At 41.5% G+C, this 24,525-nt stretch carries 24 protein-coding genes and 1 pseudogene; 6 read left to right on the top strand and 19 right to left on the bottom strand.

Annotation, left to right across the window (positions count from 1 at the left end; genetic code table 11):
* The 18 genes and pseudogenes from VF500_RS12150 to VF500_RS12065 all read right to left on the bottom strand — a co-directional run.
* The coding region (locus VF500_RS12150) for a hypothetical protein (protein ID WP_330859923.1) at nucleotides 1–679 on the bottom strand (679 nt) is incomplete at its 3' end.
* Complete coding sequence (locus VF500_RS12145; RefSeq protein ID WP_330859922.1) at nucleotides 657–1,607, bottom strand: glycosyltransferase family 2 protein; 951 nt, start codon at nucleotides 1,605–1,607, stop codon at nucleotides 657–659. The genes VF500_RS12145 and VF500_RS12150, both read right to left, overlap by 23 nt.
* Nucleotides 1,608–1,616: 9 nt before the next feature.
* Nucleotides 1,617–2,762 (bottom strand): glycosyltransferase, encoded by a 1,146-nt coding sequence (locus tag VF500_RS12140; protein ID WP_330859921.1) that lies wholly within the window; start codon nucleotides 2,760–2,762, stop codon nucleotides 1,617–1,619.
* The gene (locus VF500_RS12135) at nucleotides 2,741–3,640 is read right to left on the bottom strand and encodes an SDR family oxidoreductase (protein WP_330859920.1); all 900 of its coding nucleotides are present in this window, start codon (nucleotides 3,638–3,640) and stop codon (nucleotides 2,741–2,743) included. Before VF500_RS12135 ends, VF500_RS12140 begins: the two co-directional genes overlap by 22 nt.
* Before the next feature lie 11 nt (nucleotides 3,641–3,651).
* Nucleotides 3,652–3,810, bottom strand: a pseudogene (locus tag VF500_RS31780) (DapH/DapD/GlmU-related protein); the annotation flags it as partial.
* Nucleotides 3,811–4,262: 452 nt separating this feature from the next.
* On the bottom strand, nucleotides 4,263–5,171 hold the full coding sequence (locus tag VF500_RS12125; RefSeq protein ID WP_330859918.1) for a nucleotide-diphospho-sugar transferase: 909 nt from the start codon (nucleotides 5,169–5,171) through the stop codon (nucleotides 4,263–4,265).
* A gap of 4 nt (nucleotides 5,172–5,175) precedes the next feature.
* Complete coding sequence (locus VF500_RS12120) at nucleotides 5,176–6,204, bottom strand: glycosyltransferase family A protein (protein WP_330859917.1); 1,029 nt, start codon at nucleotides 6,202–6,204, stop codon at nucleotides 5,176–5,178.
* Between the two features lie 51 nt (nucleotides 6,205–6,255).
* Nucleotides 6,256–7,251 carry an STELLO glycosyltransferase family protein gene (locus VF500_RS12115; RefSeq protein WP_330859916.1) on the bottom strand — a complete coding sequence of 332 codons (996 nt, stop codon included), beginning with the start codon at nucleotides 7,249–7,251 and terminating at the stop codon, nucleotides 6,256–6,258.
* Nucleotides 7,239–8,156 (bottom strand): hypothetical protein, encoded by a 918-nt coding sequence (locus tag VF500_RS12110; RefSeq protein ID WP_330859915.1) that lies wholly within the window; start codon nucleotides 8,154–8,156, stop codon nucleotides 7,239–7,241. Before VF500_RS12110 ends, VF500_RS12115 begins: the two co-directional genes overlap by 13 nt.
* Nucleotides 8,157–8,175: 19 nt before the next feature.
* On the bottom strand, nucleotides 8,176–8,724 hold the full coding sequence (locus VF500_RS12105) for a hypothetical protein (protein ID WP_330859914.1): 549 nt from the start codon (nucleotides 8,722–8,724) through the stop codon (nucleotides 8,176–8,178).
* Nucleotides 8,717–9,247, bottom strand: a complete 531-nt coding sequence (locus VF500_RS12100; protein WP_330859913.1) for a hypothetical protein — start codon at nucleotides 9,245–9,247, stop codon at nucleotides 8,717–8,719. The genes VF500_RS12105 and VF500_RS12100 overlap by 8 nt, the downstream gene beginning before the upstream one ends.
* Nucleotides 9,248–9,284: 37 nt before the next feature.
* Nucleotides 9,285–10,550 (bottom strand): ABC transporter ATP-binding protein, encoded by a 1,266-nt coding sequence (locus tag VF500_RS12095; protein ID WP_330859912.1) that lies wholly within the window; start codon nucleotides 10,548–10,550, stop codon nucleotides 9,285–9,287.
* Nucleotides 10,550–11,413 (bottom strand): ABC transporter permease, encoded by an 864-nt coding sequence (locus VF500_RS12090; protein ID WP_330859911.1) that lies wholly within the window; start codon nucleotides 11,411–11,413, stop codon nucleotides 10,550–10,552. The genes VF500_RS12095 and VF500_RS12090 overlap by 1 nt, the downstream gene beginning before the upstream one ends.
* Nucleotides 11,406–12,524 (bottom strand): glycosyltransferase family 4 protein, encoded by a 1,119-nt coding sequence (locus VF500_RS12085; RefSeq protein ID WP_330859910.1) that lies wholly within the window; start codon nucleotides 12,522–12,524, stop codon nucleotides 11,406–11,408. The genes VF500_RS12090 and VF500_RS12085 overlap by 8 nt, the downstream gene beginning before the upstream one ends.
* Entirely contained in the window at nucleotides 12,517–14,304 is a 1,788-nt protein-coding gene (gene asnB, locus VF500_RS12080; protein ID WP_330859909.1) for an asparagine synthase (glutamine-hydrolyzing), read from the bottom strand. The genes VF500_RS12085 and asnB overlap by 8 nt, the downstream gene beginning before the upstream one ends.
* A 161-nt stretch (nucleotides 14,305–14,465) precedes the next feature.
* The gene (locus VF500_RS12075) at nucleotides 14,466–14,963 is read right to left on the bottom strand and encodes a UpxY family transcription antiterminator (protein ID WP_330859908.1); all 498 of its coding nucleotides are present in this window, start codon (nucleotides 14,961–14,963) and stop codon (nucleotides 14,466–14,468) included.
* A 36-nt stretch (nucleotides 14,964–14,999) separates the two neighbouring features.
* Nucleotides 15,000–17,420 carry a GumC family protein gene (locus VF500_RS12070; protein WP_330859907.1) on the bottom strand — a complete coding sequence of 807 codons (2,421 nt, stop codon included), beginning with the start codon at nucleotides 17,418–17,420 and terminating at the stop codon, nucleotides 15,000–15,002.
* Nucleotides 17,421–18,206: a polysaccharide biosynthesis/export family protein gene (locus VF500_RS12065; RefSeq protein WP_330859906.1), complete on the bottom strand. Its 786-nt coding sequence runs from the start codon at nucleotides 18,204–18,206 to the stop codon at nucleotides 17,421–17,423.
* Between the two features lie 81 nt (nucleotides 18,207–18,287).
* On the opposite strand from VF500_RS12065, the gene VF500_RS12060 reads away from it, so the two are divergent.
* From VF500_RS12060 to gap, 3 genes are all read left to right on the top strand, one after another.
* On the top strand, nucleotides 18,288–19,049 hold the full coding sequence (locus VF500_RS12060; RefSeq protein WP_330859905.1) for a glycosyltransferase family 2 protein: 762 nt from the start codon (nucleotides 18,288–18,290) through the stop codon (nucleotides 19,047–19,049).
* 79 nt (nucleotides 19,050–19,128) lie between these two features.
* Nucleotides 19,129–20,232, top strand: a complete 1,104-nt coding sequence (locus VF500_RS12055; protein ID WP_330859904.1) for an MraY family glycosyltransferase — start codon at nucleotides 19,129–19,131, stop codon at nucleotides 20,230–20,232.
* Nucleotides 20,233–20,322: 90 nt separating this feature from the next.
* On the top strand, nucleotides 20,323–21,330 hold the full coding sequence (gap, locus tag VF500_RS12050) for a type I glyceraldehyde-3-phosphate dehydrogenase (RefSeq protein ID WP_330859903.1): 1,008 nt from the start codon (nucleotides 20,323–20,325) through the stop codon (nucleotides 21,328–21,330).
* 14 nt (nucleotides 21,331–21,344) lie between these two features.
* Here gap and VF500_RS12045 read toward each other — a convergent pair whose 3' ends face one another.
* A complete protein-coding gene (locus tag VF500_RS12045) occupies nucleotides 21,345–21,974 on the bottom strand; it encodes a hypothetical protein (RefSeq protein WP_330859902.1) in 630 nt (209 codons plus the stop codon).
* Nucleotides 21,975–22,167: 193 nt separating this feature from the next.
* On the opposite strand from VF500_RS12045, the gene VF500_RS12040 reads away from it, so the two are divergent.
* The 3 genes from VF500_RS12040 to VF500_RS12030 all read left to right on the top strand — a co-directional run.
* Complete coding sequence (locus VF500_RS12040; protein WP_330859901.1) at nucleotides 22,168–22,602, top strand: GNAT family N-acetyltransferase; 435 nt, start codon at nucleotides 22,168–22,170, stop codon at nucleotides 22,600–22,602.
* Between the two features lie 101 nt (nucleotides 22,603–22,703).
* Nucleotides 22,704–23,894: a phosphoglycerate kinase gene (locus VF500_RS12035; RefSeq protein WP_330859900.1), complete on the top strand. Its 1,191-nt coding sequence runs from the start codon at nucleotides 22,704–22,706 to the stop codon at nucleotides 23,892–23,894.
* Nucleotides 23,895–24,033: 139 nt separating this feature from the next.
* On the top strand, nucleotides 24,034–24,525 hold a 492-nt coding region (locus VF500_RS12030; RefSeq protein ID WP_330859899.1), incomplete at its 3' end, for an NAD(P)-binding protein.

Here is a 24,525-nt window from a genome sequence, read left to right as displayed (position 1 = left end):
GATTGGTTCCCCATCTTCTATATTCCTGGCCGGCACCGGGAAATATTACTAATTGCTGCGACTTCTTTTCAGTTTGTTTATTTTTAACTGGTAAATGTAGCGGGGCCGCAATTTCATAACCTGTAAGGGTTTCAATAAATTTATGATTTCTGAGGTATTCAAAGCAATCGGTTCCGGGAATATCCACAACATCAGTATAAAATCTATACGAGCGTTTTAACTCTTCCGGTGACTCCATGTTAATATAATCGCCGCTGCTGCAGATCTTTTGTTTGGCTCCAAGTTGGGATATAAACTCGTCTGTGTGAAAAACTCTTGAATGAACCGGGTTAATTAAAATATCAAATGCCCTCTTTTTAATGTTAAACGATAGCCTGATCTTTTCATTTATGTTATAAATAATTGAGGGGTTTATCCAGATAAATTCGTCAATAACATCTTTATCGTATGCCTCGGCTATATCTTTAAAGGCTACGTTGCCAAGAAGTGTCAATTTGTAGCCTTTGAATTTTGGTGCCTCTTTAATGCAGCTTAAGTAGTTTCTGAACAAAAGATAATCGCCGATAGCGTCCAGCCTTACAATTAAAATCCGGTTACTTTTAAAAGGAAAAGATGCTTTTTTGAAGAAATAGAATAAGATCCTCAGAAACTTATTTTTAATCCTTTTTAATAACATCATTATAGTAGCCAAATATCTTATATAACTTGATCCTGATCCTGTTTAAAAAAACGATCTTTTTCCATTCGTGAACGGTACCATGTGCATCGGCTGCCCATATTTTCTGATGATCGGCTTCCCACTGCGCCTTCATTTTGGGCGAATGGGTTTTGGCCTGGTCATGTACGTTGGCAACAGAAAGCGGTTCTTTGATCAAGGCCCTGCTATGGCCTTTTACCAACCGGAGCCATAATTCAAAATCAAGAGAACAATGAAGCTCCTCCCAAATAGGCTCATGAATGGCGGCACTCCAAAAAGTGGAGGGTTGTACAAGGCCGGGGATCTTGATAAAATAATCAATAAAAGGTAATATCCTGGTTGTTGTTGTTTTGCCCGACAGCACATTATAGTCGTTCCCGTAACCGTATATAAAATCGACTTTAGTACTTATAAACTTGCTAACTACTTTGTGGAAAACACCCTTAAGATAATAATCATCGCTGTTGATCCAGGCATGGTAACGCCCTGATGAAAGACTAAACCCCATGTTAATGGCATTGCTTTGCCCGCCATCTTTTTCACTTTGATAGTAACTGATCCACTGGGCATACTTTTCAATTATCTGTTTGGATTGATCGGTACTGCCGCCATCAATAATAATATACTCCAGGTTGGGGTAGTTTTGTAAAAGCACCGCCCTGATAGTTTGCTCCAAAAAATTGGCCTGGTTATATGACGGGGTTACAATGGTAAGCCTGGGCCAGTTTGTTTTATGATCGTAAACTGTTGGCTCAACCTGCTCATCCCAGGGCCAGCCGGTTTTACCTTGTGGCGGTTTAGGCAACTGCTCCAGTAAGCCGCTTTCGGTATCAGCTACAACAGGCAGGGGCAGTTGAACACCTTTACTGATAAAAGCTGAACGATATGATTGAAGATCGGGGAGGTTCATTTTTGTTGCTCAGTCAATGATCTGCAGAAAGGTGCGGCCAAACTTTTCAACGTTTTCATGATAGGTGTTGTTTTCAAAGAGTGAGGGTGAGGCCTGCTGTTCACTGGCTTCTTTGAGCAGTTGCACCAACTGATCTACATCGTGCGGATCAAAAAAGCGGGCCGAACTGTTAACCAACTGCTCCCTGTGGATCTCAATATCCGAAACCAGCAAAAATTTGTTCATCAGCTTGGCATCCTCCACAACAGTGCTCCAGCCTTCAAAAAGCGATGGCTGGATAATAGCAATTGCATTGTTCATGAGCTGAAGCTGATCGCGCCGGTCAATAAAACCAAGGAATTTAATATTGTTGCCAATGTTATGCTCTTCAACAAAAGCCTTCAGTTCTGTAAAATAATGCGGGTTCCGGTAATCGTTGGTATTGCCCGTGAAAGCGACTGTAATTTCAATGCCTTGGTCCTTTAGTTCTTTAACTGCTTTTAGTACTACCAACTGGTTTTTATGTTTCCAGAACTGGTTAGGGCAGATAAAATAACGGGCAGGCGATTGATATTTTTCAAGTAGCTGTTGGATGTTAAGATCCCGGTAAGGAGGGTGTGCTACCGCAAAAGGCAGAACGCTTACTTTTACCGTGTGTTTAGGGAAAATGGATTTGAAGTGCCCGAGCGCGGTATTGCTGCTCACAATTAGCTGCTCGGCCGAAGCCTGGATTTCCTGCTGATTTTGCAGGCGCGAGGCAATATCATCTTTACTGAAAAACTCTGGTGCAAAATGCTCCTGAAAATCGGCCACCCAATATATTTTCTTTCTGGCTGCAGATTGCTGTTCGCTTTTATAATAAGGAAAAACAGCATCAAGGCCTTTTACTTTCTGATCAAACAGGCGTGCCTTAAATAGGCGATTGGTTGCCCTATTCAGAAATTGGAATGCCTTATTTGCTTCGCCAGAACCAAGTTGAAAGCTGATATAAGGGTAATTGAACTTTTGCTGTGCTACCCGGAAACTTTCGTAACTATCGGTCAGTAAAACAATGTGCGGCTTTTCCGCATCACCAAGTGAGTTCAATGCGTTTACCAGGTTTTCGATATAATAAGTGCCGCCTATCCAGTTTTCGTTGTAGGCGTAACTTAACCCTATTCTTTTCCTTTTAGCCATTTACAATAGTTATTTATACCATCATCAAAGTTTACTTTTTGCTGATAGCCCTTGCTGATCAACTGGCTGTTATCGGCCTGCCAGTATAAAGGATCGCCAATGCGGTTGGTGCCGGTAAATGATAACCCGCCCTCAAAGCCAATATACTTTAAGAATGTTTCGGCGGCTGTTGCTATGGTGATGGTATTATTATTGGCGATATTTGTAATGCTGAACCCTGGCTTATCGGCCTTGATGAACAGGTTCATGGCATTTACAATATCGGTAACATGAATAAATTCACGGGTTTCGGCACCGGTGCCAAACAGGGTAATATTATCCTGGCTTTGTGATTTTTTATACAGATCCCAAAATAGTTGCTTTTTTAAGCCTGCCCCGTATGCCGAAAACACACGGAAGATATGAACGCTTAAACCAAAATGATCATGGTATAAGCGGCAAAGCTCTTCGGCTTGTTTTTTATGAAGGCCATATGGTGAAAGCGGGTTGAGCGTATGTGTTTCTTTAATAGGCTGGATCTGTGGGTTTCCATAAACTGCCGCACTGGACATTTGGATGAGCCTGCAATTACTATTACCCTCTTTTATAGCATTAAGGATGCTTACCAGGTGATGAACGTTTAACAAATAATCGCGCTCAGGGTTATTGAATGACTCGGGTACTGATGCCGCCCCGGCGCAGTTGATACACCAATTAAACTGATGATCGTGGAATACTTTTTTAAAATCGGCGTTAGTGGCATCAATCAAAAAGTAGTTGGGATCGTCATATTCTACCATTACATCGGCGCCGTAAACTTCATTACCGGGCTCAGCTTTAAAATAGCTGTAACAGGCCGAACCGATAAATCCTTTGGAGCCTATGATGAGTATCTTCATTGCTGAGGTAGTTTTTTTATGAATTGTGCAGGATTGCCGGCAACCATGGTAAATGGTTCAACATCTTTGGTAACTACTGCTCCGGCCGCCACGATAGCGCCTTTACCAATGGTAACGCCTTTTAAAATTACAGCGTTAAGGCTTATCCAGGCATAATCTTCAATAATTATTGGGGCGGTAAGCACATTGCCTTTGTCTGCCCAGTGCCCGTTGCGCAGAAGGTCCATCCATCGCTCGGCCCTTTCAATGGCTTCGAGTTCGTGAGCGTTGGTATCAATGATATTTACATTGTGCGAGATCTGCACAAAATCACCAATGGTTACACTTTCGCCCGACCAGATCCTGGTATGATCGCCAATGTAGCAGTTTTCGCCAATCACAATTTTACCGCCGTATTTAAATATGTTGAGCATGCCGCGGATGTGGGTACCTTTGCCTACTACTATTTTTGATCTGTCGAGCGAGTTTGATACTACTGCCTCCGGGTAAAAGGTTGCCCCAAGATCAGTAATGCTCAATTGAATATTGCGTTTGCTTTGCTTTTCCTGAAGCAGGTGAATTAAATGAAGAAGGTTTATTTTTTCAAAAAAGCCAAGCAATAACCGTTTGATGAACTGTTTCATTACTTTATCTTAAATAATTTAAGTGCCTTGCGGATAATAGAGCTTTTGTATTTTTTGTTAAGATGAGCATAAACCTGTTTTAAATAGCCGATATCTAAAAGCATTTTTTGGGGATGTATCAAGGGAAAACTCATGACGTTCACCGGCAAACTGGCAATAACATCATCGCCCGAATGGGTATGCGTACCATTCCCATAGCCAATGTTTTTTACAAGGTTTACGCAGGGGTTAATAGCCATGCCGCCATTAATTAGTATGCTGTAAAACCATTGAATATCCCATGTATTTAATGATTTATTGAAGGATGATTCAAACATGCTGTAATAGCTGTTGTACCAATCGGCGGTACCAAGCTGGGTTTTGATCTTATCTTTTGTTTGCTGCTCGGGCCAGTATTGCATTTCTATATCATAAAGGTTCCATGCCCGTTTCCAGGTAGCCCAACCCCAGATACCGCCATGCCCCCAGTGATAGGATTGGGTATCCTTTTTCCAGCCGCTGGTTAATAAATTTGATCCTGATACCGACATCACCCTATCATTAAAACGGTATTTTTCCAATAGTTCCTCGCAAAACGGAAAAAATGATTGATCCGGCAGGCAGTCATCCTCTAAAATGACACCTTCGCCAACGTGTTCAAAAAACCAGTTGATGGCTTCACTAACTGCCGATTTGCAGCCCAGGTTTTTATCCCTTAATAATGTTTTAACGTCACAATCCCAGTTTATCCGCTCAATTACCGATCTTGTTTTGGCGCATAGTTCAATATCATTGGGTTTATCCTGCCTTGGGCCGTCGGCGGCTATATACAGGTATTTAGGTTTAATTTCGGCAATCGCTTCAAAAACCATTTCCGTAAAAGTAGGTCGGTTAAATATTAAAAAAAGTACCGGTACAGAATACCCCATAACTTTAATGGCTTGTGAAAGCCGGAGCTGTTTTTACAACCTTTAATAATTGTTTTATATGTTGGTGCTGATCTTTTATAAGCTGCCTGTTAGTTAGCAATGATTTGAGCTGGCCACATTTCTGATAGTATGAAATTTTTTGTTCGATGCTTATGGCCTGGAATTTAACGGCCTTTTGATACAACAACTTAATCATAAGTTTGGCTAACGATTTTGCTGCCGAAAGCAGATCATGATTTATGACCTGTTCAATAGACTCTTTATTGTTATTCACCAATGCAAAGTAACCATTGAGTAAAGTGCTACTGTAATTTAGCCAAAATGCAACTTTCAATATATAATTGATGTTTTGCCTTTTAAGCGGAACAAAGTGTTTAAACTTCAGGTTATCATCAGCAATGATCTTATAGCCCATCAAATAGTTCATCAGGCAGATCTCAACATCTTCGCCCGAAAGTAGCTTTTTACCTATGCGGCCCGTTGTTACCTGATGCCAATTGGCGTTCTTTAATTCAAGCAGGATACTTTTCCGGTAAACAGATCCTGCACCATACACCCAATGACTGTCGGCCACCCATGTTTGAGGGCCCCAAACGGTAGTGAATTTCAGTAGTTCTTCAGAAAGCGCGGCCGGTTGCTCGGCCTCTATCAATCCGCACCCTCCCAATACAGCTATCCGGCTATCATCGTTCATTATATTGAAGCTACGTTCAATATAATCATTGCAAAGCCAGTTGTCATCGTCGCAAAAAAGGAGGTATTCGTGTCGGGCTTTGGTTAGACCCATATCCCGTGCATGGCTCAGCCCTGCAATCGGCTGGTCCACCACGCTGAAAAGAATATTGGTTAAATTGTACTTCTCCCATTCGGCCGTGGCTGTGGCGGCTGTGCCATCTGTTGAGGCGTTGTCAACAACAATGACTTCCCAGTTAACAGCCGCAGGAACCTGTTGCAAGGCCAGGTGTTTAATGGTTTCGGGAAGCCGTTCGCTGCTATTGTAACAGCAAACTATGACAGATACACCGGGGCTCAAATTACTGATGGGGTAAAATATAATTGTTCTGCTTTTTTCCGACCTTATTGTTTATTGGAGTGATGCGATATCTGCGAGCCAGCTTTCTAAGGTAATTATCTCTTTTTCGCAAACTATGCCATTTGCTAACAATACGTTATATGCATTCCGCAGGTTAACTTCAACGGTGTTATCTGCCGATATAACTGTAGTGATTAAATCAACTATTTTATTACAATGCTGGTACATGGGGATCTCTGACGTGAAATCATCCATATAGTTATGTACGTTTCTTTTTTGCACTACAGTAGCATTGATGAAACCAAGCTGATAATCATAAAGCCACATAATTGGCTGAGCCACTAAACCACGAAGAATATCCGTAAAACGGAATGTTACGTATGTTGGAAGATAAAGCAATGCAAACAGCTCTTTCCGGATTATCGTATTTTGAGTGTTGAACGGACAAACCGTTCCGCGGTTTAAAACAATGGGCGGTTTATTATCAAAATAACAGGGGGTATTATCGGTTAAGCGATAAATCGCGTCTACATCAGGGTCTTCATCCGCTAAACCCTGCCAGATCCCCACATTACAATTTTGCTTTGAAGTATATTTTTCAATCTGAAAATCGGTATTGATAAGGTCGAGCGGGAGCCCGCGGGGCCATATTTTTTGTTTCGTGTAGTATTGATAAATATTAACAAACCCTGCGGGGCCGTCTATCATGTCAAATTCACTCTCAAATACCGGAAAGCCCCAGTTTTCTTTTGGATAATTGTCATCGTCGGTATCAATTATATAGGCTGCTTTTTGCTCGATGGCTGCCAGGTAACCAAGCATTTTACGGCAGTAATGGTTGAAGGGCAGTACTTTTGCTAATTGATATGGTAACGTTTCCTGCCGGTCGACAGAAAGATATTCAACATTATCACAGTGCCAGTCTTTAGGCGATTTTTTGTCGCCAACAACGATCAGGTGATAATCGGAAAGTTTTGAAAAAGAAACAACTGCTTCTGTTGGTTCAAATATGGATGTTATTACAATTGCTTTTTTTACGCTTTCCATTTAGATAGTTTAATGGGATGGATGTAAAGTAAATTATCCGGGAAATTATTTAAAAGATCGTTAAGGTTATTGTTGTACCTATCGAGTATGGTATAGTCCTGCGGGGTCCATAACGGGAAGCCCTTTAAACTAAGGTCTTTTTCAGTAACAATTTCTTTTGCCGATAACACTAAGGAGGTGGGCAAACCAGCCTCTACAAACAGTTTTGTTACGGCGGTTACACCGCAGTAATGACTGAATTGTTTAATCGTATCGGCACTTATGATAAAAATATCCGAATAACCGCCAACTACAGGATACCGGAGAAAATGTTGTTGTTTAGTAATGAGGTTTTTTAAATAACGCAACACTTCACGCCGGGGCATTGTGAACCAATCTTTCAATGATTTTGGGGCGTCCCATATTTGCCTGAAATTCAGAGGGCCTACTGATAAACCAAACTTATTGAATATTGCTAAAGCGGTGTTGTAATCGGGCAGGAAATTTTTCGCTTCAACTCCACCCAAATCTATGTTATAATTAAAGCCATCGGCCACCCTTTCCCAGCGCTTGTTTAGGTCTGTTTGGTGTAGACTGATAAGTTCAGGAACAAAACATGTGCTTGCTTTTAGTTTAAAGAAGCCGGTATAGTTATTTTCATTTATTTCGGGGTTCAAAAGCAGATCATCGGCAACAAAAAAATAATGGTCGTATTGATCTCCTAAAAAAGAACTGAGCCCCTGGGTAACATATCCCTGAAAGTAAAATGAGTTTTCATAAACAGGAATTACATTAGGTAAATCGCCGGTATAAAACGGAACCAGATGATAGATGTTGGTAAATCTGTTATGGTAAATTTTTTCTAAAATAGGTATGTTGTTATTGTATTGGTGGTTGTAAATAATTATCAGGGCAACCTTACTCATTTGGGCTAATGTATTTTAATTAATGTTTTGGCAACATCATAGAAAGCAATTGCTGCTTCATGGTGCTGTTTAATACAAACCGGTCAAGCATTTTCTGGTTGCAGGCTGTAATTTCTTTGTTTATCAGGGCTGGCTCCCGGCTGATATTTATGATCAGGGCCGTTAATTCATCAAGCGTGTGACAGTAGGCGATCAAATCACCGCGTTCATTTTTAAGCGCCTTATCAATGTTATAAAAAATTGTCTTAAACCCGTTTTTGATACTTTCCAAACCCGAATAGCCGGTGAATTCACCAATAGTGAAGTTGATAAAATATCCCCTTTTTATTTCATCGCTTAGTTCACTCATCGGGATAGATCTTTCTGTAAACGCAATGTTGGAAGATACATTAAGCCGGCTGGCCGTATCAATAATGTTTTGGTAAACTTTCGGGCTGTATACTGTGCCAATGAATAGTATATGAACATCTGTGATCCCGTTGTTTTTTAACAGGTACAATGTTTCTAACAGATCGGGGAAATAATTCTTGTCATCAGAGATCCGTGATACGACGTTTAAATTAATCATTCAAAAAAAGCGGGAATAAAGCCCTTTTACATTTAAATACGGCACTCCCATAATGGTTGTCGAGCTCGTTTTCCTGGTATTGATTGATACAAACCACCGTATCATTGGGATTATCGAAGTAGCTTTCAGGATAGTTATAGGCACCTTGTGCCGCGTTGGTTACATGCCAGTAAAACCGGTTGCTGTGATTAATGAAATCTTTTGTCCGGTAAATATTATGCAAGCCGATGACATGGACACTTTCATACAAGCTATCAGCAAAATATTTTAGCCTGAACGACCAGTACATTGACCTTAGCATTTTTAAAGGAGCCCTGAAGTTGCGTATGGTGCTGAGCCTGGTTCGCACCACTTTTATCTTCTTTTGTTTAAAGATAGGATCGTAATATTCCTTAACATAGTTATCAACAATGAGAACGGTTGGAGCTATGTTATTTTTCCGGGCGAAAACAGCAAGTTCATGAACAAGCTTTTCGGCACCTCCCATAACCAGATGGCCATTTACAATTAAAATTTTACGCATTGTAAATGGGGATGATGTGCGGGGCTTCCATATGCTTTTATGCCTGATAGCTAACGTTAAAATCAAGTTTAGGGTGAATTACCCCCGGGGATAAAGCGCTGTTACTTCCCTTACTTTCATTTTCAACCTCAAATCCGATAAAATCATCAGCACCAAATAACAGGTAGCGCTGATTTTCGCCGAAAATTAACTTGAATGAATAATTGCCGGCGTTTAACAGGTTTGGCGGGATAGTACACTTAACGGTATACAATCCTGTTTTTGAATCGTTGTTGGTTGATATAAGCACGCCGTTATGAAATACCGGGATCTCATCGCTGTTTTTTAATTCAAACGTGGCATCGAGGTTAATACCTGCCTTTTGATTAAAAAAGACCATCTCAAAGCTAACACCTGTCGAAATAGAAATGCTGTCGCCGGTAAGCGGGCGAACGATAAATTTAAGCACCCTTATATTTTCATTTCCCGGCGCGGAGTCCAGATCATCATGGTGCTCAAAAGTTGACCGGGTATTGTTATTGGTTTGGTAAAAGCTAACCGCTTCAAGCTGGCGGTTTTCATATATCAGCTGTCCGTTGGCAAGCACAATGCCCCGGTTACATAATGTTTTAACAGCAGCCATGTTATGGCTTACAAATAAAACCGTACGCCCTTCGCTTTTGCTCACCTGGCCCATTTTACCGAGACATTTTTTCTGAAACTCAGCGTCGCCAACAGCCAGTACTTCATCCACTATTAAAATTTCGCTTTCAAGGTGTGCAGCTACAGCAAATGCCAGCCGCACGTACATGCCTGATGAATAACGCTTAACCGGCGTATCGATATACCTCTCAACCCCCGAAAAATTGACGATCTCGTCAAACTTCCGTTTGATCTCAGCCTTGCGCATGCCCAGGATGGCACCATTGAGATAAATATTTTCCCGGCCGCTCAGCTCCGGGTGAAAGCCGGTGCCTACCTCAAGCAAACTTGCTATTCTGCCCCTCAATTTTACCGAGCCGGTGGTAGGGGAGGTAACACGACTTAATATTTTGAGCAGGGTGCTTTTACCTGCTCCGTTGCGGCCTATAATCCCAACGGCATCGCCTTGTTCAACTTCAAAATTAATATCGTTTAAGCTCCATACCACATCACTTTCGCCCTTGGTGGTACGGTCGTTTACTTCGCCTATTTTTAAAAAAGGATCTTCCTTACCGCGCAAACGGGCAAAAAAGCGCTCCAGGTCGCGGGAGATGGTGCCGGTGCCAAAATCGCCTAACTGGTAGGCTTTTGACAGGTTTTCAACTTTTATTGCTTTGCTCATTATACGGTATCAACAAAAGTTTTTTCAACCTTATTAAATATCACTATGCCCACCAGCAGTATTATAACAGTGCTGATAATGCTGTAAGTTAACAATTCCCAGCTGAAACTGCCTTTGCCCAAACAACCGTATCTGAATGTTTCAATTATGGCTGTAATGGGGTTAAATTTAATAAGCCAGCTGTATTTAGGGTATTTGGCCTGCGCTACCGATAAAGGATATATCACCGTTGTTGCATACATTAAAAGCGGCACGCCAAAGGCTACTATGAAAGCAATGTCCCTGTATTTTGTAGTAACTGCCGATATGATCATACCGAGGCCTAAACCCAGCGATGCTATCATGATAATGAGCAATGGCAATAGCAATGCTGCTATATTGGGCGTTATATGTTCGCCCTTTAAAACAAATATTATGTATAGGATAATGAAAAGTAAAAACTGAACGGTGAAACGGATCAAATTGGAAAGCACAATGCTTAAAGGCATAATAAGCCTTGGGAAATATACCTTACCCAGCATGCCTGCATTATCTTTAAAAACAGTTGAGGTTTTGTTCAGGCAATCGGCAAAATAGTTCCAAATGATAGTGCCGGCAAGGTAAAAAAGCGGTTTGGGCAAGCCATCAACGGGGATACCCGCCAGGTTACCAAATATCAGGGTATAAAACAGAATGGTGATAACCGGTTGAACAAAGAACCATACGGGTCCTAAAATAGTTTGTTTATAAAAGGAAACAAAATCGCGCCGAACAAGCAATATGAGCAGGTCGCGATAATGCCATACTTCTTTTAGCTTAAGATCAAACAGACTGCTTTTGGCATTTATTTCAATGTCCCAATGTTCCGATTGCAGATCACTCATTTATTAACTGCTCAAGTTTGGTCATATAATCGTGTTCATTAAAATGGCTTATACATTTTTCCTGTAGGCTTTTGCGGGTATCTGCAGCTATGTGCTTCTGCAAATGCCTTGTTATAGCATTATTAAGCTCGGTGAGATTGTCAGGATCAATGGCTTCTCCCAGTTCGCCGTTTCGGATGGCGTCGATACTGCCATCGGCGTTGCCGCAGATAACAGGCAAACCGCAGGCAAGGGCTTCAATAAATACAATGCCAAACCCTTCCTTTTTGCTTGGTAAAACAAACAGGTCGGCCAGCAGGAAGTGGTCGGTAAGTTCAGCCTCGTCAATAAAGCCGGTTAAAATTACATGTTCGCTTACGTCATGTGCCTCAATTAATTTTTTTATGCGAATGTGTTCCTGTTCGTCATATTTACCCGAAAGCATATATTTTATTTGCGGAAATTTTGATTTCAGGCTGCCCAGCACACTAATTACGTGGTCATACCCTTTGTATTGCTCGGTAGATGCCAGGCGCGTTAATGAAAATAGGATAAAATCATTGTCATTTAAACCATAACGCTGTGAGAGTTTTTGTGGTTTTACGAAGGTATCGGGTAAACGCATAAAAGGGTCGATGGCATTATTAAGCACAATACATTTATCGGCACTCAGGTTATGCCTGCTTATCATTTGCTGTTTGGTGTAATTGCTTACACAAATCACGCTGTCGCAGCGTTTAAGCATCAGGCGTTTGAAAAACGAAAGCGGACGCCAAACCTCAATGCCATGGGCTACAAGCCATAACCGGCATTTAGGATTAATAAGTTTAATAAAAAGGCCAATTATGGCCAGGTTAATGTGGCTTAATATGGCAACATGGGGCTTTGCAGAGTTGCTGAAAGTTTTTAAAACGAAATTTACCCGGTGCACACCGAAGCCCTTAAAATTTACCGCTGGTAAATATTGCTCCATCAAATCATCCTGTTTATCATAAGCGGACCAAAGCTCAAAGTTCCAGTTATTTTTTAAGGCGGCACGGTGTAAGGAATGACCAAGTGTGCGTGTCATTTTTTGGATACCGCCGGTAGTGCTAAATGTTTGTAAAGTAAAAAGAGTTACGTTCTTACTCATTATGCTGAACCAGGTGTAAAGCAAAAGCCTTTGACCAATGGATGTTATTACTTTTGAATTGCTTTATAATATTTTGTACCGCTTTGCCTTTGTAATTATCGATGCTGCCTATTTGACTATGCCCGTTCATCCAATTTTGTAAAGGGAAGGTAAAGCCCATTTTAGGCCTGTCCCAAATTTCGCGCGGTAGCAGGTTGCTGAAACTATCTATGAGGATCTTTTTTGGCTGGGTTTTATTAAACCTGATACCTGGTGTTACACTCTGGGCTGCCTGGGTGAAATCTTCATCCAAAAACGGTACCCTTACTTCAAGCCCATGGCTCATACCCATTACGTCGGTATCCCTGAGCAACTGGTTTTGCATATAAAAATTCGTTTCGAACCATGCGGCGTGTTCATAATCATAACCGGATGGCGCGGGAGCCAGTGTTGATCCGAATAACACGTCATGAATATGATCTACACTGGTATCCAGTAAAGCAGAAATGTCAGCTACCGGAAAAAAGCCCCGTAATGCCATATAATCAGCAGCAGGATGGCCAATAGACAGGCTCGTTAGCCGTTTGTAATGATCAGGCAAAAGATGACCAGATATTTTTAGCAGCGATGATGGTAGTTTACGCAGGTAGCCAAGATATTTAATGCGATTAAATGATGGGTAACCACCAAAAAGCTCATCGGCACCCACGCCCGATAATACAGCCTTCAATCCATCGTCATGCGCGTACTTACTTATAAACCAGCTATTGATACCGTCGGTGGTAGGCATATCCATAGCGTTTATGATCTGCGGAAAGCATGCTTCAAAATCTGATTGTTTTACCAGGTGCGAAAGGTTTTGCGCATCTATTTTATTGTTGATAATGTTTTGATAACTGCTTTCGTCATAGCTTTTATCATCAAAAAATATAGAAATTGTTTTGAGCTGCTCTTTTTTTTGCTGATCGGCCAACAACGTGATCAGGCTTGAATCAATGCCTCCACTTAAAAATACGCCGATGGGTGCATCGGCAATGAGCTGCCTGTTTACGCTCTGGCTAAGCGCATCATGGATCAACCGGCGCGCTTCGTTTTCATCGGTCACTACATTCGGCAAGCCATCAACCTGGTATTTGTTTAAAGTATAGCCGGCGTTTTGGTGGTTCCAGCATAAAAAATGCCCTTTGGGCAGGCAGGATACATTTTTTAACGTAGTATACGGTTCAGGGATATGACCAAATGCCAGCAATCGCACCGGCCAGTTGGGATCCCTTTCAGTAACCAGGCCCGAATCTTTGAATGCCCTAACTTCGGAGGCAAAACTCAATTCGCCGTTCGCGGTCGAATAATACAGCGGCTTTATACCCGCGGTATCGCGCACCAGGTAGGTAAGGGCTTTGTTAATGTCATACAAGGCAAAAGCAAACATTCCCCTCAACCTTGCAAATGCTGAGGTGCCCCAGTTGAGATAGGCCTGGAGAATAACTTCGGTGTCGGTACCCGATTTAAACTGTGCTCCTGATCGCAGTAATTCCTGTTTCAGTTTGGGGTAGTTGTAGATCTCGCCATTGAAAGTGATCCATGCGTTTTGCCCGACATCCGCCATAGGCTGGTGCCCGTTACTGCTAAGGTCAATGATAGATAACCTGCGATGGCCGAAGGCAAGATGGGTTTCTTCATCCTCAAATATGCCCTCATCATCGGGGCCGCCATGTTGTAATGCATGGCACATCAATTTCACCTTGTCCCTGATCTCGTTTTGAGACCGTTTTTCAGAAACGATTCCTGCTATACGGCACATTGTTCATTAAATTTCATAGCTTCGCCCCGTAAGTTACATTTTTTGTTTGTAACTTATTAATTATTAGTGACTTATGTTACAGGGCATAAGCCGGATATTTAGTGAATTTTCGGGCGCAAATAATGAAATATTATCTGTCGCTCAAAACACTTCCTTTTATTTTAAAACCGCTCAATGAGCGATGCAGCAACGTTAACAATAATGGAATAACCAATGCTTTCCAGGCGTAATATCAGTTGTTTTTGTGATCTGCGCGATACAATTTCGCCCGTCATCCCTTTTAAAGCGCCGGCCTTGATCTTGATCTTTTCGCCCGGTTGCAGGTCCTCTTCGGTTATCTCCAATTCATATGGGCTTGCCATGAGTAATTTAAGTTCGTGGATCTGTTTATCGGGCATAACAGCAGGCTTGCCCGAAAAATAAAGGAACCGCGAAATCCCCTTGGTCATTAATACTTCGGCCTGCTCTTGTTCGGCGATATATACAAACAGGTATGATTTTAAAAACGGTTCCTCAACCCATTTCCTGCGGTCGCTCCATTGTTTAAGCTGGCGGTGCAGGGGCAGGTAAACATTAATACCTTTGCTCATTAATGCTTCATACGCCTTTTTTTCGGCTCGTGGGTTGGTGTAAACCGGGTACCATTTGTTTACTGCCATATTAATTTTAGTAACAATCCTTTTAAATAAACTTGTTTATTTAAACCATCGTTTTAAATTCCACCATTTTTTCTTTTCATCGTCAAGATAATAGCCCGAACCTTCATAGCCGCTGTAATCTGAATAATAATAATAGCGTGAGCCTGCATTTTCGCCGGTAAACTTGGTGGTGTAATATCTTGAATGCAGCAAGTCTTCTTCAAAGGCATTTAAAACTATTACGGTGTTATCCAGGTGATACTCTTGTGCTATGCGCTGCGGCACAGTTGCGGCATAATATTTTGATTTGCCCGACCGGATCACAAAAACATTGATATCACTTACCCTGATAAGCGGTATAGCATCTGATACCAGCCCTATCGGCGCGGTATCAATCATCACTACATCATACCTTGTTTTAAGTATTTCAATTAAAACGCTCATCCTTTTGCTGTGCAATAGCTCTGACGGGTTGGGCGGCACCGGTCCCGAAACTATAAAATCAAGGTTTTCCTGGTCGGAGTGATGAATGATATCGTCAATTTCTGTTTGGTGGGCCAGGTAATTGGTTAAACCGATATCATTGGCCACATGAAAAGTTTTATGAAGTCTTGAACGTCGTAGATCGGCCCCTATTAATATTACCTTTTTATCAATAAGTGAAAGTGTGCTTGATAAGTTTACCGCCACAAATGATTTGCCTTCGCCGGCAACCTCCGAGGTTATGCAAATGACCTTGCTTGCTTTTTCAGACGAAAGGAAGCTGAGGTTGGTACGTACGGAACGAACCGATTCGGCAAAAATTGATTTGGGTTTGCTGATAGCCAGGATCTGTTCGCTGCTTTCGCCAAGTGCTTCAGGAAATTTCCTGATAACGCCGAGGATAGGTATGCTGGTAAGGCTTTCAATAGTTTCCTTATCATAAATATAGGGGTTTAGTACCCTGATGAGGATGATAAGGCCTAAGCCTATGGCCAGCCCTAAAATAGTTGCTGTACGATGGATACTATGTTCGTTGGGCGAAACCGGGTTAAAGTTTGGCTGCGCCAGCTCAATAATAGTTGCACCCGGTAAGATCCCTGCACGGCTGATCTGGGCTTCCAGTTTCTTTTCGGACAGGAAGGAGTACACTTTATCATTGATGTCAAAGTCACGCTGCAGGCTCACCATATCGCGCTGGGCGGCAGGTAATGCTGCTATAGTTGAGTTGATCTGGCCAAGCTGGCTGTCAAGATATTGGAGGTTTTTCTCAATTCCCGACCTGATCTGTTTTATATTGTTTAAAGCAGTGGTTTTAATTTGAATAATGCTTTGATTAATATTTTGGATAGGTTGCGAATCGGGATTATAAGTTGTCAATAAACTGGCCCGCTCAGTTATCAGGTTATCCAGGCGGGTCACCATAGCCTCTAACGACGGAAGGTTAGCGCTGCCAATATTAAAGTTTAAAGTTACATTGTTTTTTTCCTTAGTTATTTGACTGCTGAGCTGGTCGAGCGCTATTAATTGTATTTTTAATAATGATTTGTTTGACTCAAGCTCGGCCGCTTTGGTTGCTGAAGTGGTTGACGCGGATGTGACATCAAGGATCTTTGATTTTTTCTTGTATTTTTCTATCGAACTTTCAGAACCTTTTACTTCGGTCGATAGATAATCCAGCTGACTGTCAATGAAATCGATCATTTGTGAGGCGGACTGGGCTTTTTGGTTGCGGTCAAAGATCACGTATTCATTCATGATGGCATTAAGCACATCAGCCGCAAATTGCGGATTTGAATCTGTTTGCTGAATGGCAATTATATTTGAGTTTTTTGCAGTTTCACCTGCATATAAACTGCCCTGCACACGGCCAACAAAATCTTCGGGGGTATTGAACTTAAACAAATAAATCGTTTTGGACGGAATTACCCCCGGATATTTTATCCGGAAGCTGGTATTGCCTATGGTTACAAGGCTCCCGTAATTGTAGTTGTTTTGAATCTCCTTACCATTGGCGGTGTACGTAAGATTAAAGGTTTGCGGGTTAACTGGTTTAAAAGTTATCAGGCTACGGAAAAAGTTAAGACTATCAAACTTAACCAGACCAATATTGAGCGGTTTTTGGGGGTAAGTTTCTGAGGTGCGTACCCTGCCCGAAATGTAAAAGCTAATGCGATAGTCAAGATCTTTTATGGCCGTAAGGATGAGGGTACGGCTGGTTAATACCGAAGTAATGCTTTGAATTTTTGATGGCCCGCGTTCGGGCGTGGTCATTACGCTGATAATGTCGGAGATCTCTGATTTTTTTTCTTCTACCTTAAGCGTACCTCCGGTGGCATATGTTTTAGGCGTATACCACAGATAGCTGTAGGAGATGGCCGAAGTAATAACAACTGATGCCAATATCCAATACCAGCGGCTGAATAGTATTTTGCCGATCTTAAAATAATCAATTTCCTGGTTGGGCAGCTTTCTTTGTACTTTTTCTAACTCTTCCATTTACCGATGAGAAAGCGTGAAAATAATTAAGGCAGTATTAAGCAGTAGTAATATCGGTTGTGATACTATCGATAAGTTCTGCAATTTATCGTTGCGCACGGCACGTTTGTTTTGTGCTATATAAATAACATCGCCGCTTTGAAGTACGGCCCGGGGATCATTTATTGATTGAATATCCCGGAGGTTAATTTCGGTAACCTGCGGGTTTTTCTGCTCGCCCCTTATTATCTTTATATTTGCTTCATTAGCCTTATCTGTAAGGCCGCCGGCTTCACCAATCAATTCAACCAAAGTGGTCCTGTCTTTTGTTAACGTATAATTTCCCTGTCCTTTTATCTCGCCGAGTATGGTTACCTTAAGGTTAACTATCTTTAGTTCAATTATGGGGTCTTTCAGCAGGTTTTTACGGTAAAGCTCCTCAATTTGTTTTGCTGCTTCGGGCCTGGTAAGGCCGGCAACTTTTACATGACCAATTGCGGGGAGGGCAACAGCGCCATCGTCATCAACCTGGAAAGTTTGCCCGGTATTACTGCCTCCGCCTGCAGTGCCGCCAGAGTTAACAGAAGGTGTTTCATCAACTATGTACTTAATGCTTTGCAGGTTCCTGATCTGAAGTATGTCCTGAGCCTTGATGCGGTATGGCCCTGTAGTGGCATCGCTTCCTTTTGATGCGGTATCAGCAATATTATATTTTTGTTCAAAAAGATATTGATATTGTTTGCTTGAGCAGGACGTTAGTAAAAAGAAGATCCCGATAATCAGGCAGGTAGGTATATAATTGCGCATGTTCAGCTATAAAGTTCCACGTAATATTTAATATAATTAGGCTTCAAGTTCAAAATTACATAATTTGCGGCTATAAATACGGTGTATTTTTTCAAAGTTGTAAGGTTGAAGATCTCGGTTATCACTATCGTTTATAATGCCCAGGATACTATTAAAAGATGTATCGAATCTGTCATCAGCCAGAACTACAGTAACCTTGAGTATATTATAATTGATGGCGGCTCAACAGATAACTCTCTGCAAATAATTAACCAATACAGATCGCATGTCAAAGTATTGGTATCCGAACCAGATCAGGGCATTTATGATGCGATGAATAAGGGGATCCGTTTGGCAACAGGCGAAGTTGTTGGGATGCTTAATGCCGATGATTTTTTTGCTGGTCAGGAAGTTATATCAGCAGTGGCACAGGTTTTTTCAAATAGTGATGCCGGGATAGTTTACGGAAACCTTGATTATATAAATTCCGCAGATAAAGTTATCCGCAAATGGAAAAGCCACACTTGTGGAAAAAATTCCTTTCAATGGGGCTTTATGCCCCCGCACCCAACCTTTTATTGCAAGCGTGATTTGTTTGAAAAATACGGTTTTTACAGGCTTGAATACGGTTCGGCCGGTGATTATGAGCTCATGGTAAGGTTTATGCATAAGTGGAAGGTAAGGAGCTTGCATCTCAACAATGTTATGGTTAAAATGCAGGCTGGCGGGGTGAGCAACAGCAATTTAATAAACCGGGTTAAGGCATGGTCGTTTGATTTGAAAGCGATGCGTGAAAACAATGTGTTTTTGCCTGTTTTGGCGATTGTGCTGAAGCCAATGAGAAAGATTTTTCAATTTCTTTAATTTTTAGTTAACCTTTTGTGCGGGCAACCGTATAAACCTTTATAAATGAACAGGCTTATCACTAACATATTTATAGCATATGCTTGAATTTTTACGCTCTTATCATTTTGTTTATAATGTGCTGATAGTTGTATTTTCAACCCTGGTAACATTACTTTGTATCCCCTCAATTTTACATGTTGCACGTGCCCGGCATTTATATGATGATGTAGGCCATTTCAGGAAACAGCATGATCATGGTATTCCCCGTTTAGGCGGCGTGGCCATTTTTGTAAGCTTTACTATTACTGCTTTATTATTTAGTATTATTGATAAATCGCTCCCAATAAGTTATCTTCTTACCGCATGTATTATTTTGTTTGCAATGGGGTTAAAGGATGATCTTTCGGGGGTTAACTCCAGTACTAAGTTTATGATCCAGTTTGTGGTTGCTGCCATACTCGTTGTCCCGGGAGATATCCGGATCAGCAGCATGTACGGGGTTTTTGATATTTCGGCCCTGCCCTATATCCCCAGCGTAATATTGTCAATACTGGTTATCATGCTTATCATCAATTCTTTTAACCTTATTGATGGTATTGATGGCCTGGCTGCAACTACGGGAATCATTGCCAACAGCACTTTTGCAGCACTTTTCATTTATATGAAGCAGTATGAGCTTGCAGCAATTTCGCTTGCCATGGTTGGGGCTGTAGTTGGGTTTTTACGTTTTAACATAACTCCTGCTAAAATATTTATGGGCGATACAGGGGCCCTGCTCATTGGCCTGGTATCAGCAGTAATGGCTATTAAATTTATCGAGTTAAGTAAAGTTTCGACAGTTAAATTGCCTTTCATATATACGGCTCCGGCCCTGATAGTAGCAATACTTATAGGCCCTGTTTTTGATACGCTCAGGGTTTTTACCATCCGTATTTTAAACGGAAAATCCCCTTTTGATGCCGATAGGAACCATATACACCACCGTATGTTAAAAATGGGCTTAACGCATTTGCAAACTACCTTTGTTTTGGCATGCCTTAACCTTGTTTCCATAGTGATGGTGTTGATATTTAGTAGTTTAAATAATTCGTGGCTTATTGTTCTTATATTTTTGCTGTCGATATCTTTTAACGGGATGATCACTTATTTTATCCGCTCAAAAAAACGCGAAGCTATAGTAGCCCGGAATTTTGGCGATTGATAACCAATTGTAACCTGCGGGTAGTAATAAAGTAAATAAACAAATTAACCATCCATCTTCGTTAACTTTGATGCTTTATTTCAGCATACAATGAAGATAGCTATAAACGGGTTTGGCCGCATTGGCCGCATATTTTTGAGGAGTATTTTATCGCACCCCGAAATACAGGTGGTAGCTATAAATGACCTTACCGACACGCAAACCCTTGCGCATTTATTTAAGTATGACTCTGTTCACCGCGGTTTTAAGGGCACGGTGAATTTTGATGATAACAGCCTTGTTATAAACGGTAACCGCATACAGGTATTTGCCGAACGCGATCCGCTTAAACTGCCCTGGAAAGCGCTGGATATTGATATCGTAGTAGAGTCGACCGGTAAATTTACCTCAAAGCAGGGCGCCGAAGCACATTTAACCGCCGGGGCAAGGCAGGTTATTATATCTGCGCCATCAACTGATAAGCATGTGCCAACTGTAGTACTTGCTGTAAATGACGGGCAGGTCGACCTGCAATCTCCTGTATTATCAAATGCATCATGTACAACTAATAATGTTGCCGCAATGGTGAAAATATTGGATGAAAACTGGGGCATCATTGATGGCTATATTACCACCGTACATTCCATGACCGGCGATCAGAACCTGCACGACGCTCCTCACAAAGATTTGAGACGGGCAAGGGCTGCATCTGCTTCTATTATACCAACTACAACGGGGGCTGCTAAAGCTATTACCAATATATTTCCGCATCTGGAAGGCCGGTTGGGTGGGGCAGGGATCCGTGTGCCGGTACTTAATGGATCATTAACAGATTTTACCTGCAGCCTGAAAAAGCAGCCTACCATAGCTCAAATTAATGAAGCTTTTAAACAAGCTGCCAAGGGGCCTATGGAAAATGTACTGGAGTATACAGAAGACCCGATCGTGTCAACCGATATATTAGATAACCCTCACAGCTGCATTTTTGATGCGCAGCTAACCTCCATAGTGGGCGGGCTTGTAAAAGTTGTTGGCTGGTACGATAATGAAATGGGGTACAGCAGTCGGCTGGCCGACCTGGTAGTACAAATAGCCAAACTTAAAAAACAGCCGGCATAAGCCGGCTGCACAAATTATTTTCTGTAGGCTACTATAGCAATTGTTGATGTAGTATCTGAATTTTTGCCGTTTATATAATAATATGAAGCAAAACTGATCACATCTTTGGTTTGCTTTAAAATATCATTCTGGGCTTCAACGGCAAGATCATGCTGTTTGTAGGCTTTTGAAAATATCACAACTCTTTCCAGCACAAGTTTAGTGTACTGTTTACCATCGACAGTTAATGTAGAGGCTGATTTAATAGCCACATTGTTCAGGTTATCATCAAGATAGTTGGTTGCTACCTGATTATCCTTGTTAATAGTGGTGAAATTAAAATTAGCGAGGTTAGACTTTGAAAAATCTTCTTTAAAATGTACAGCTGATGATTTTTGATAATCAGCTGAATTTAATATCAAATTGGCAGTTTCGGTATAGTTTAAATAAAGAGTGTCATTACTTACTTTGGTATTTACAAGCTGGTCGGCAATGTCAAGTTTTACGGTAGCGGATGTTGTACCTGTGCTTGTATCTGTATTTGTACCCGTGTTTGTGCCGGTACTTGTTCCGTTTGTCCCTTTTATTACTTCAGAAATTACATCTGTTTTTTTGCAGCTGAAAAGTGTGGTTGCGATAAGTATGCAGGTAAAAATTTTTTTCATTTTTATATTCCGTATTTCTTCTCTTTTGGCAACAACTGTGCCTTACTCCTTATTGGTTTAATAGTAAGTAATACGAAAACCCTTTTAATTGGTGGTTAGGTTGGGTGGGTTGCTTAGCGAAACATTAACCTGTGGTTATTAATTTTATGGGATTAAAATTCCCCATTCCGGGAATTTTTCCAATTTTGCGGGCATGATCAGGTTTATAAAAGTTGATGAACTGTTGCACGTACGTAATGAAGTACTGCGCGAAGGCAGGCTTACCCTGGATGAATGCCGTTTTCCGTCAGACAATAATGAAGGTAATTTTCACCTTGGTTACTTTATAGATGATGAACTGGCCTGTATAGCTTCGTTTCACCCGCAAAGTTATGGTGAATTTAAAGGTACAGGCTACCAGCTGCGGGGCATGGCAACAACCGAAAAACACCGGGGACAAGGCTTCGGTAACCTGTTGGTTAATTTTGCGCTGGTATACCTTCGCGGACAAAAGGCAGATTACCTGTGGTGCAACGCACGTAAAAAAGCAATACGCTTTTACAGCAGCCTCGGTTTCGAGATCGTTTCGCCCGAATTTGAAGTTCCGGGCATAGGTCCTCACCATGTAATGTATGTTAAAATAAGATGAAGTTTTGGCGGAATGAAACAGCTTTTTTCCTTTTTCGTTAAGTATTTTGAATTAAAATGCTCAATTTGCGCCCGTTCATAACAAATGACCCTTTAATAGATATGAAAACAGTAGATCAAATTAGTTTTGCCGGCAAAAAAGCCCTCATTAGGGTGGATTTTAACGTGCCTCTTGACGAGAATTATAATATTACCGATGATAACCGCATGACGGCAGCTTTGCCAACCATAAAAAAAATATTAAAAGATGGTGGTAAAGTTATCCTGATGTCGCACTTAGGCAGACCGAAAGATGGCCCTACAGAAAAATATTCATTAAAACATATCGTATCTCATTTGTCTGATCTGCTTGGTCAGCAGGTTCAGTTTGCCGATGATTGTATCGGTGAGCAAGCTGTTGAAAAGGCAAAAGCGCTGGGTAATGGTGAGGTTTTATTATTAGAGAACCTTCGTTTTTATAAAGAAGAAGAAAAAGGCGATGTCGCTTTTGCAGAGAAACTGTCAAAATTAGGTGATGTTTACGTGAATGATGCTTTCGGCACTGCTCACCGTGCGCACGCTTCAACTGCTATCATTGCTCAGTTTTTCCCTGATGCTAAATACTTTGGCTACCTGATGGCAGCCGAACTGAATAACGCCGAAAAGATCCTGAACAACGCACCTAAGCCTTTTACAGCTATTATGGGCGGTTCAAAGGTTTCTGATAAGATTGAACTGATTGAAAAACTGCTTGAGAAAGTTGATAACCTGATCATTGGTGGTGGTATGGCTTATACCTTTGCTAAGGCCGATGGCGGTTCAATAGGTACTTCATTAGTTGAGCTTGATAAGCTTGACCTGGCTACCAGCCTTGTGCAAAAAGCAAAAGACAAAGGCGTAAAACTTTTATTGCCGTTGGATAACATCATTGCCGATGCTTTTTCAAATAATGCTAATACTGATGTTGCTAAAACAGGCCAGATAAAAGACAACTGGATGGGCCTTGATATCGGTCCTGAAACCGTTGCTTTATTCAGCAAGGTAGTTGAAGAATCAAAAACCATTTTATGGAACGGCCCGATGGGTGTATTTGAAATGGAGAAATTTTTAGGCGGAACCAAAGCCATTGCTGAGGCGGTAGCTAAAGCAACAGAAAACGGTGCATTCTCGCTGATTGGTGGTGGCGATTCTGCCGCGGCGGTAGCCAAATTTGGCATGACCGACGAGGTGAGCTACGTATCAACCGGTGGTGGTGCTTTACTTGAATACATGGAAGGTAAAGAATTACCTGGTGTAAAAGCAATAAACGACTAATACGAACTAAGACGAATAAAAAGGCTCCGGTAACGGAGCTTTTTTTGTTTAAAAACAGCTGGTGATCAATTTATTCCTTTATAATTATCTTAACTTCAAATGGAGTTTTTCCAATATTGTCTTAAGCCAATTATAAAGTATGGTCAACATTAATTCCGGAGGAGCGGCCCAACACACTTTTGATGCCATAGTGATCGGATCGGGCATCAGTGGCGGATGGGCTGCTAAAGAGCTATGCGAAAAAGGGTTGAAAACATTGGTGTTGGAACGCGGCCGGAACGTTACCCATTTAAAGGATTATCCAACAGCTACTAAAAATCCATGGGATTTTCCCCATCGCGGTCATTTACCCAATTCCGTAAAAAGCGAAAATCCGATAGCAGAAAGGTGCTATGCCTTTAGCGAGGCCACCACTCATTTTTTTGTTAAAGATAAGGAACACCCATATGTTCAGGAAAAACCGTTTGATTGGATTCGCGGATACCAGGTAGGCGGTAAATCATTGTTATGGGCCAGGCAAACCCAACGCTGGAGTAAGTTTGATTTTGAGGGGCCGGCAAGGGACGGGTTTGCTACGGCGTGGCCTATTAGTTATCAGGATATTGCGCCGTGGTATAGCCATGTAGAGTTA

The sequence above is a fragment of the Mucilaginibacter sp. genome, from assembly GCF_036383575.1.
GTDB lineage: Bacteria > Bacteroidota > Bacteroidia > Sphingobacteriales > Sphingobacteriaceae > Mucilaginibacter.
Note: the sequence above shows the minus strand (reverse complement) of the source record. Positions and strands in the feature narration are given on the sequence as shown.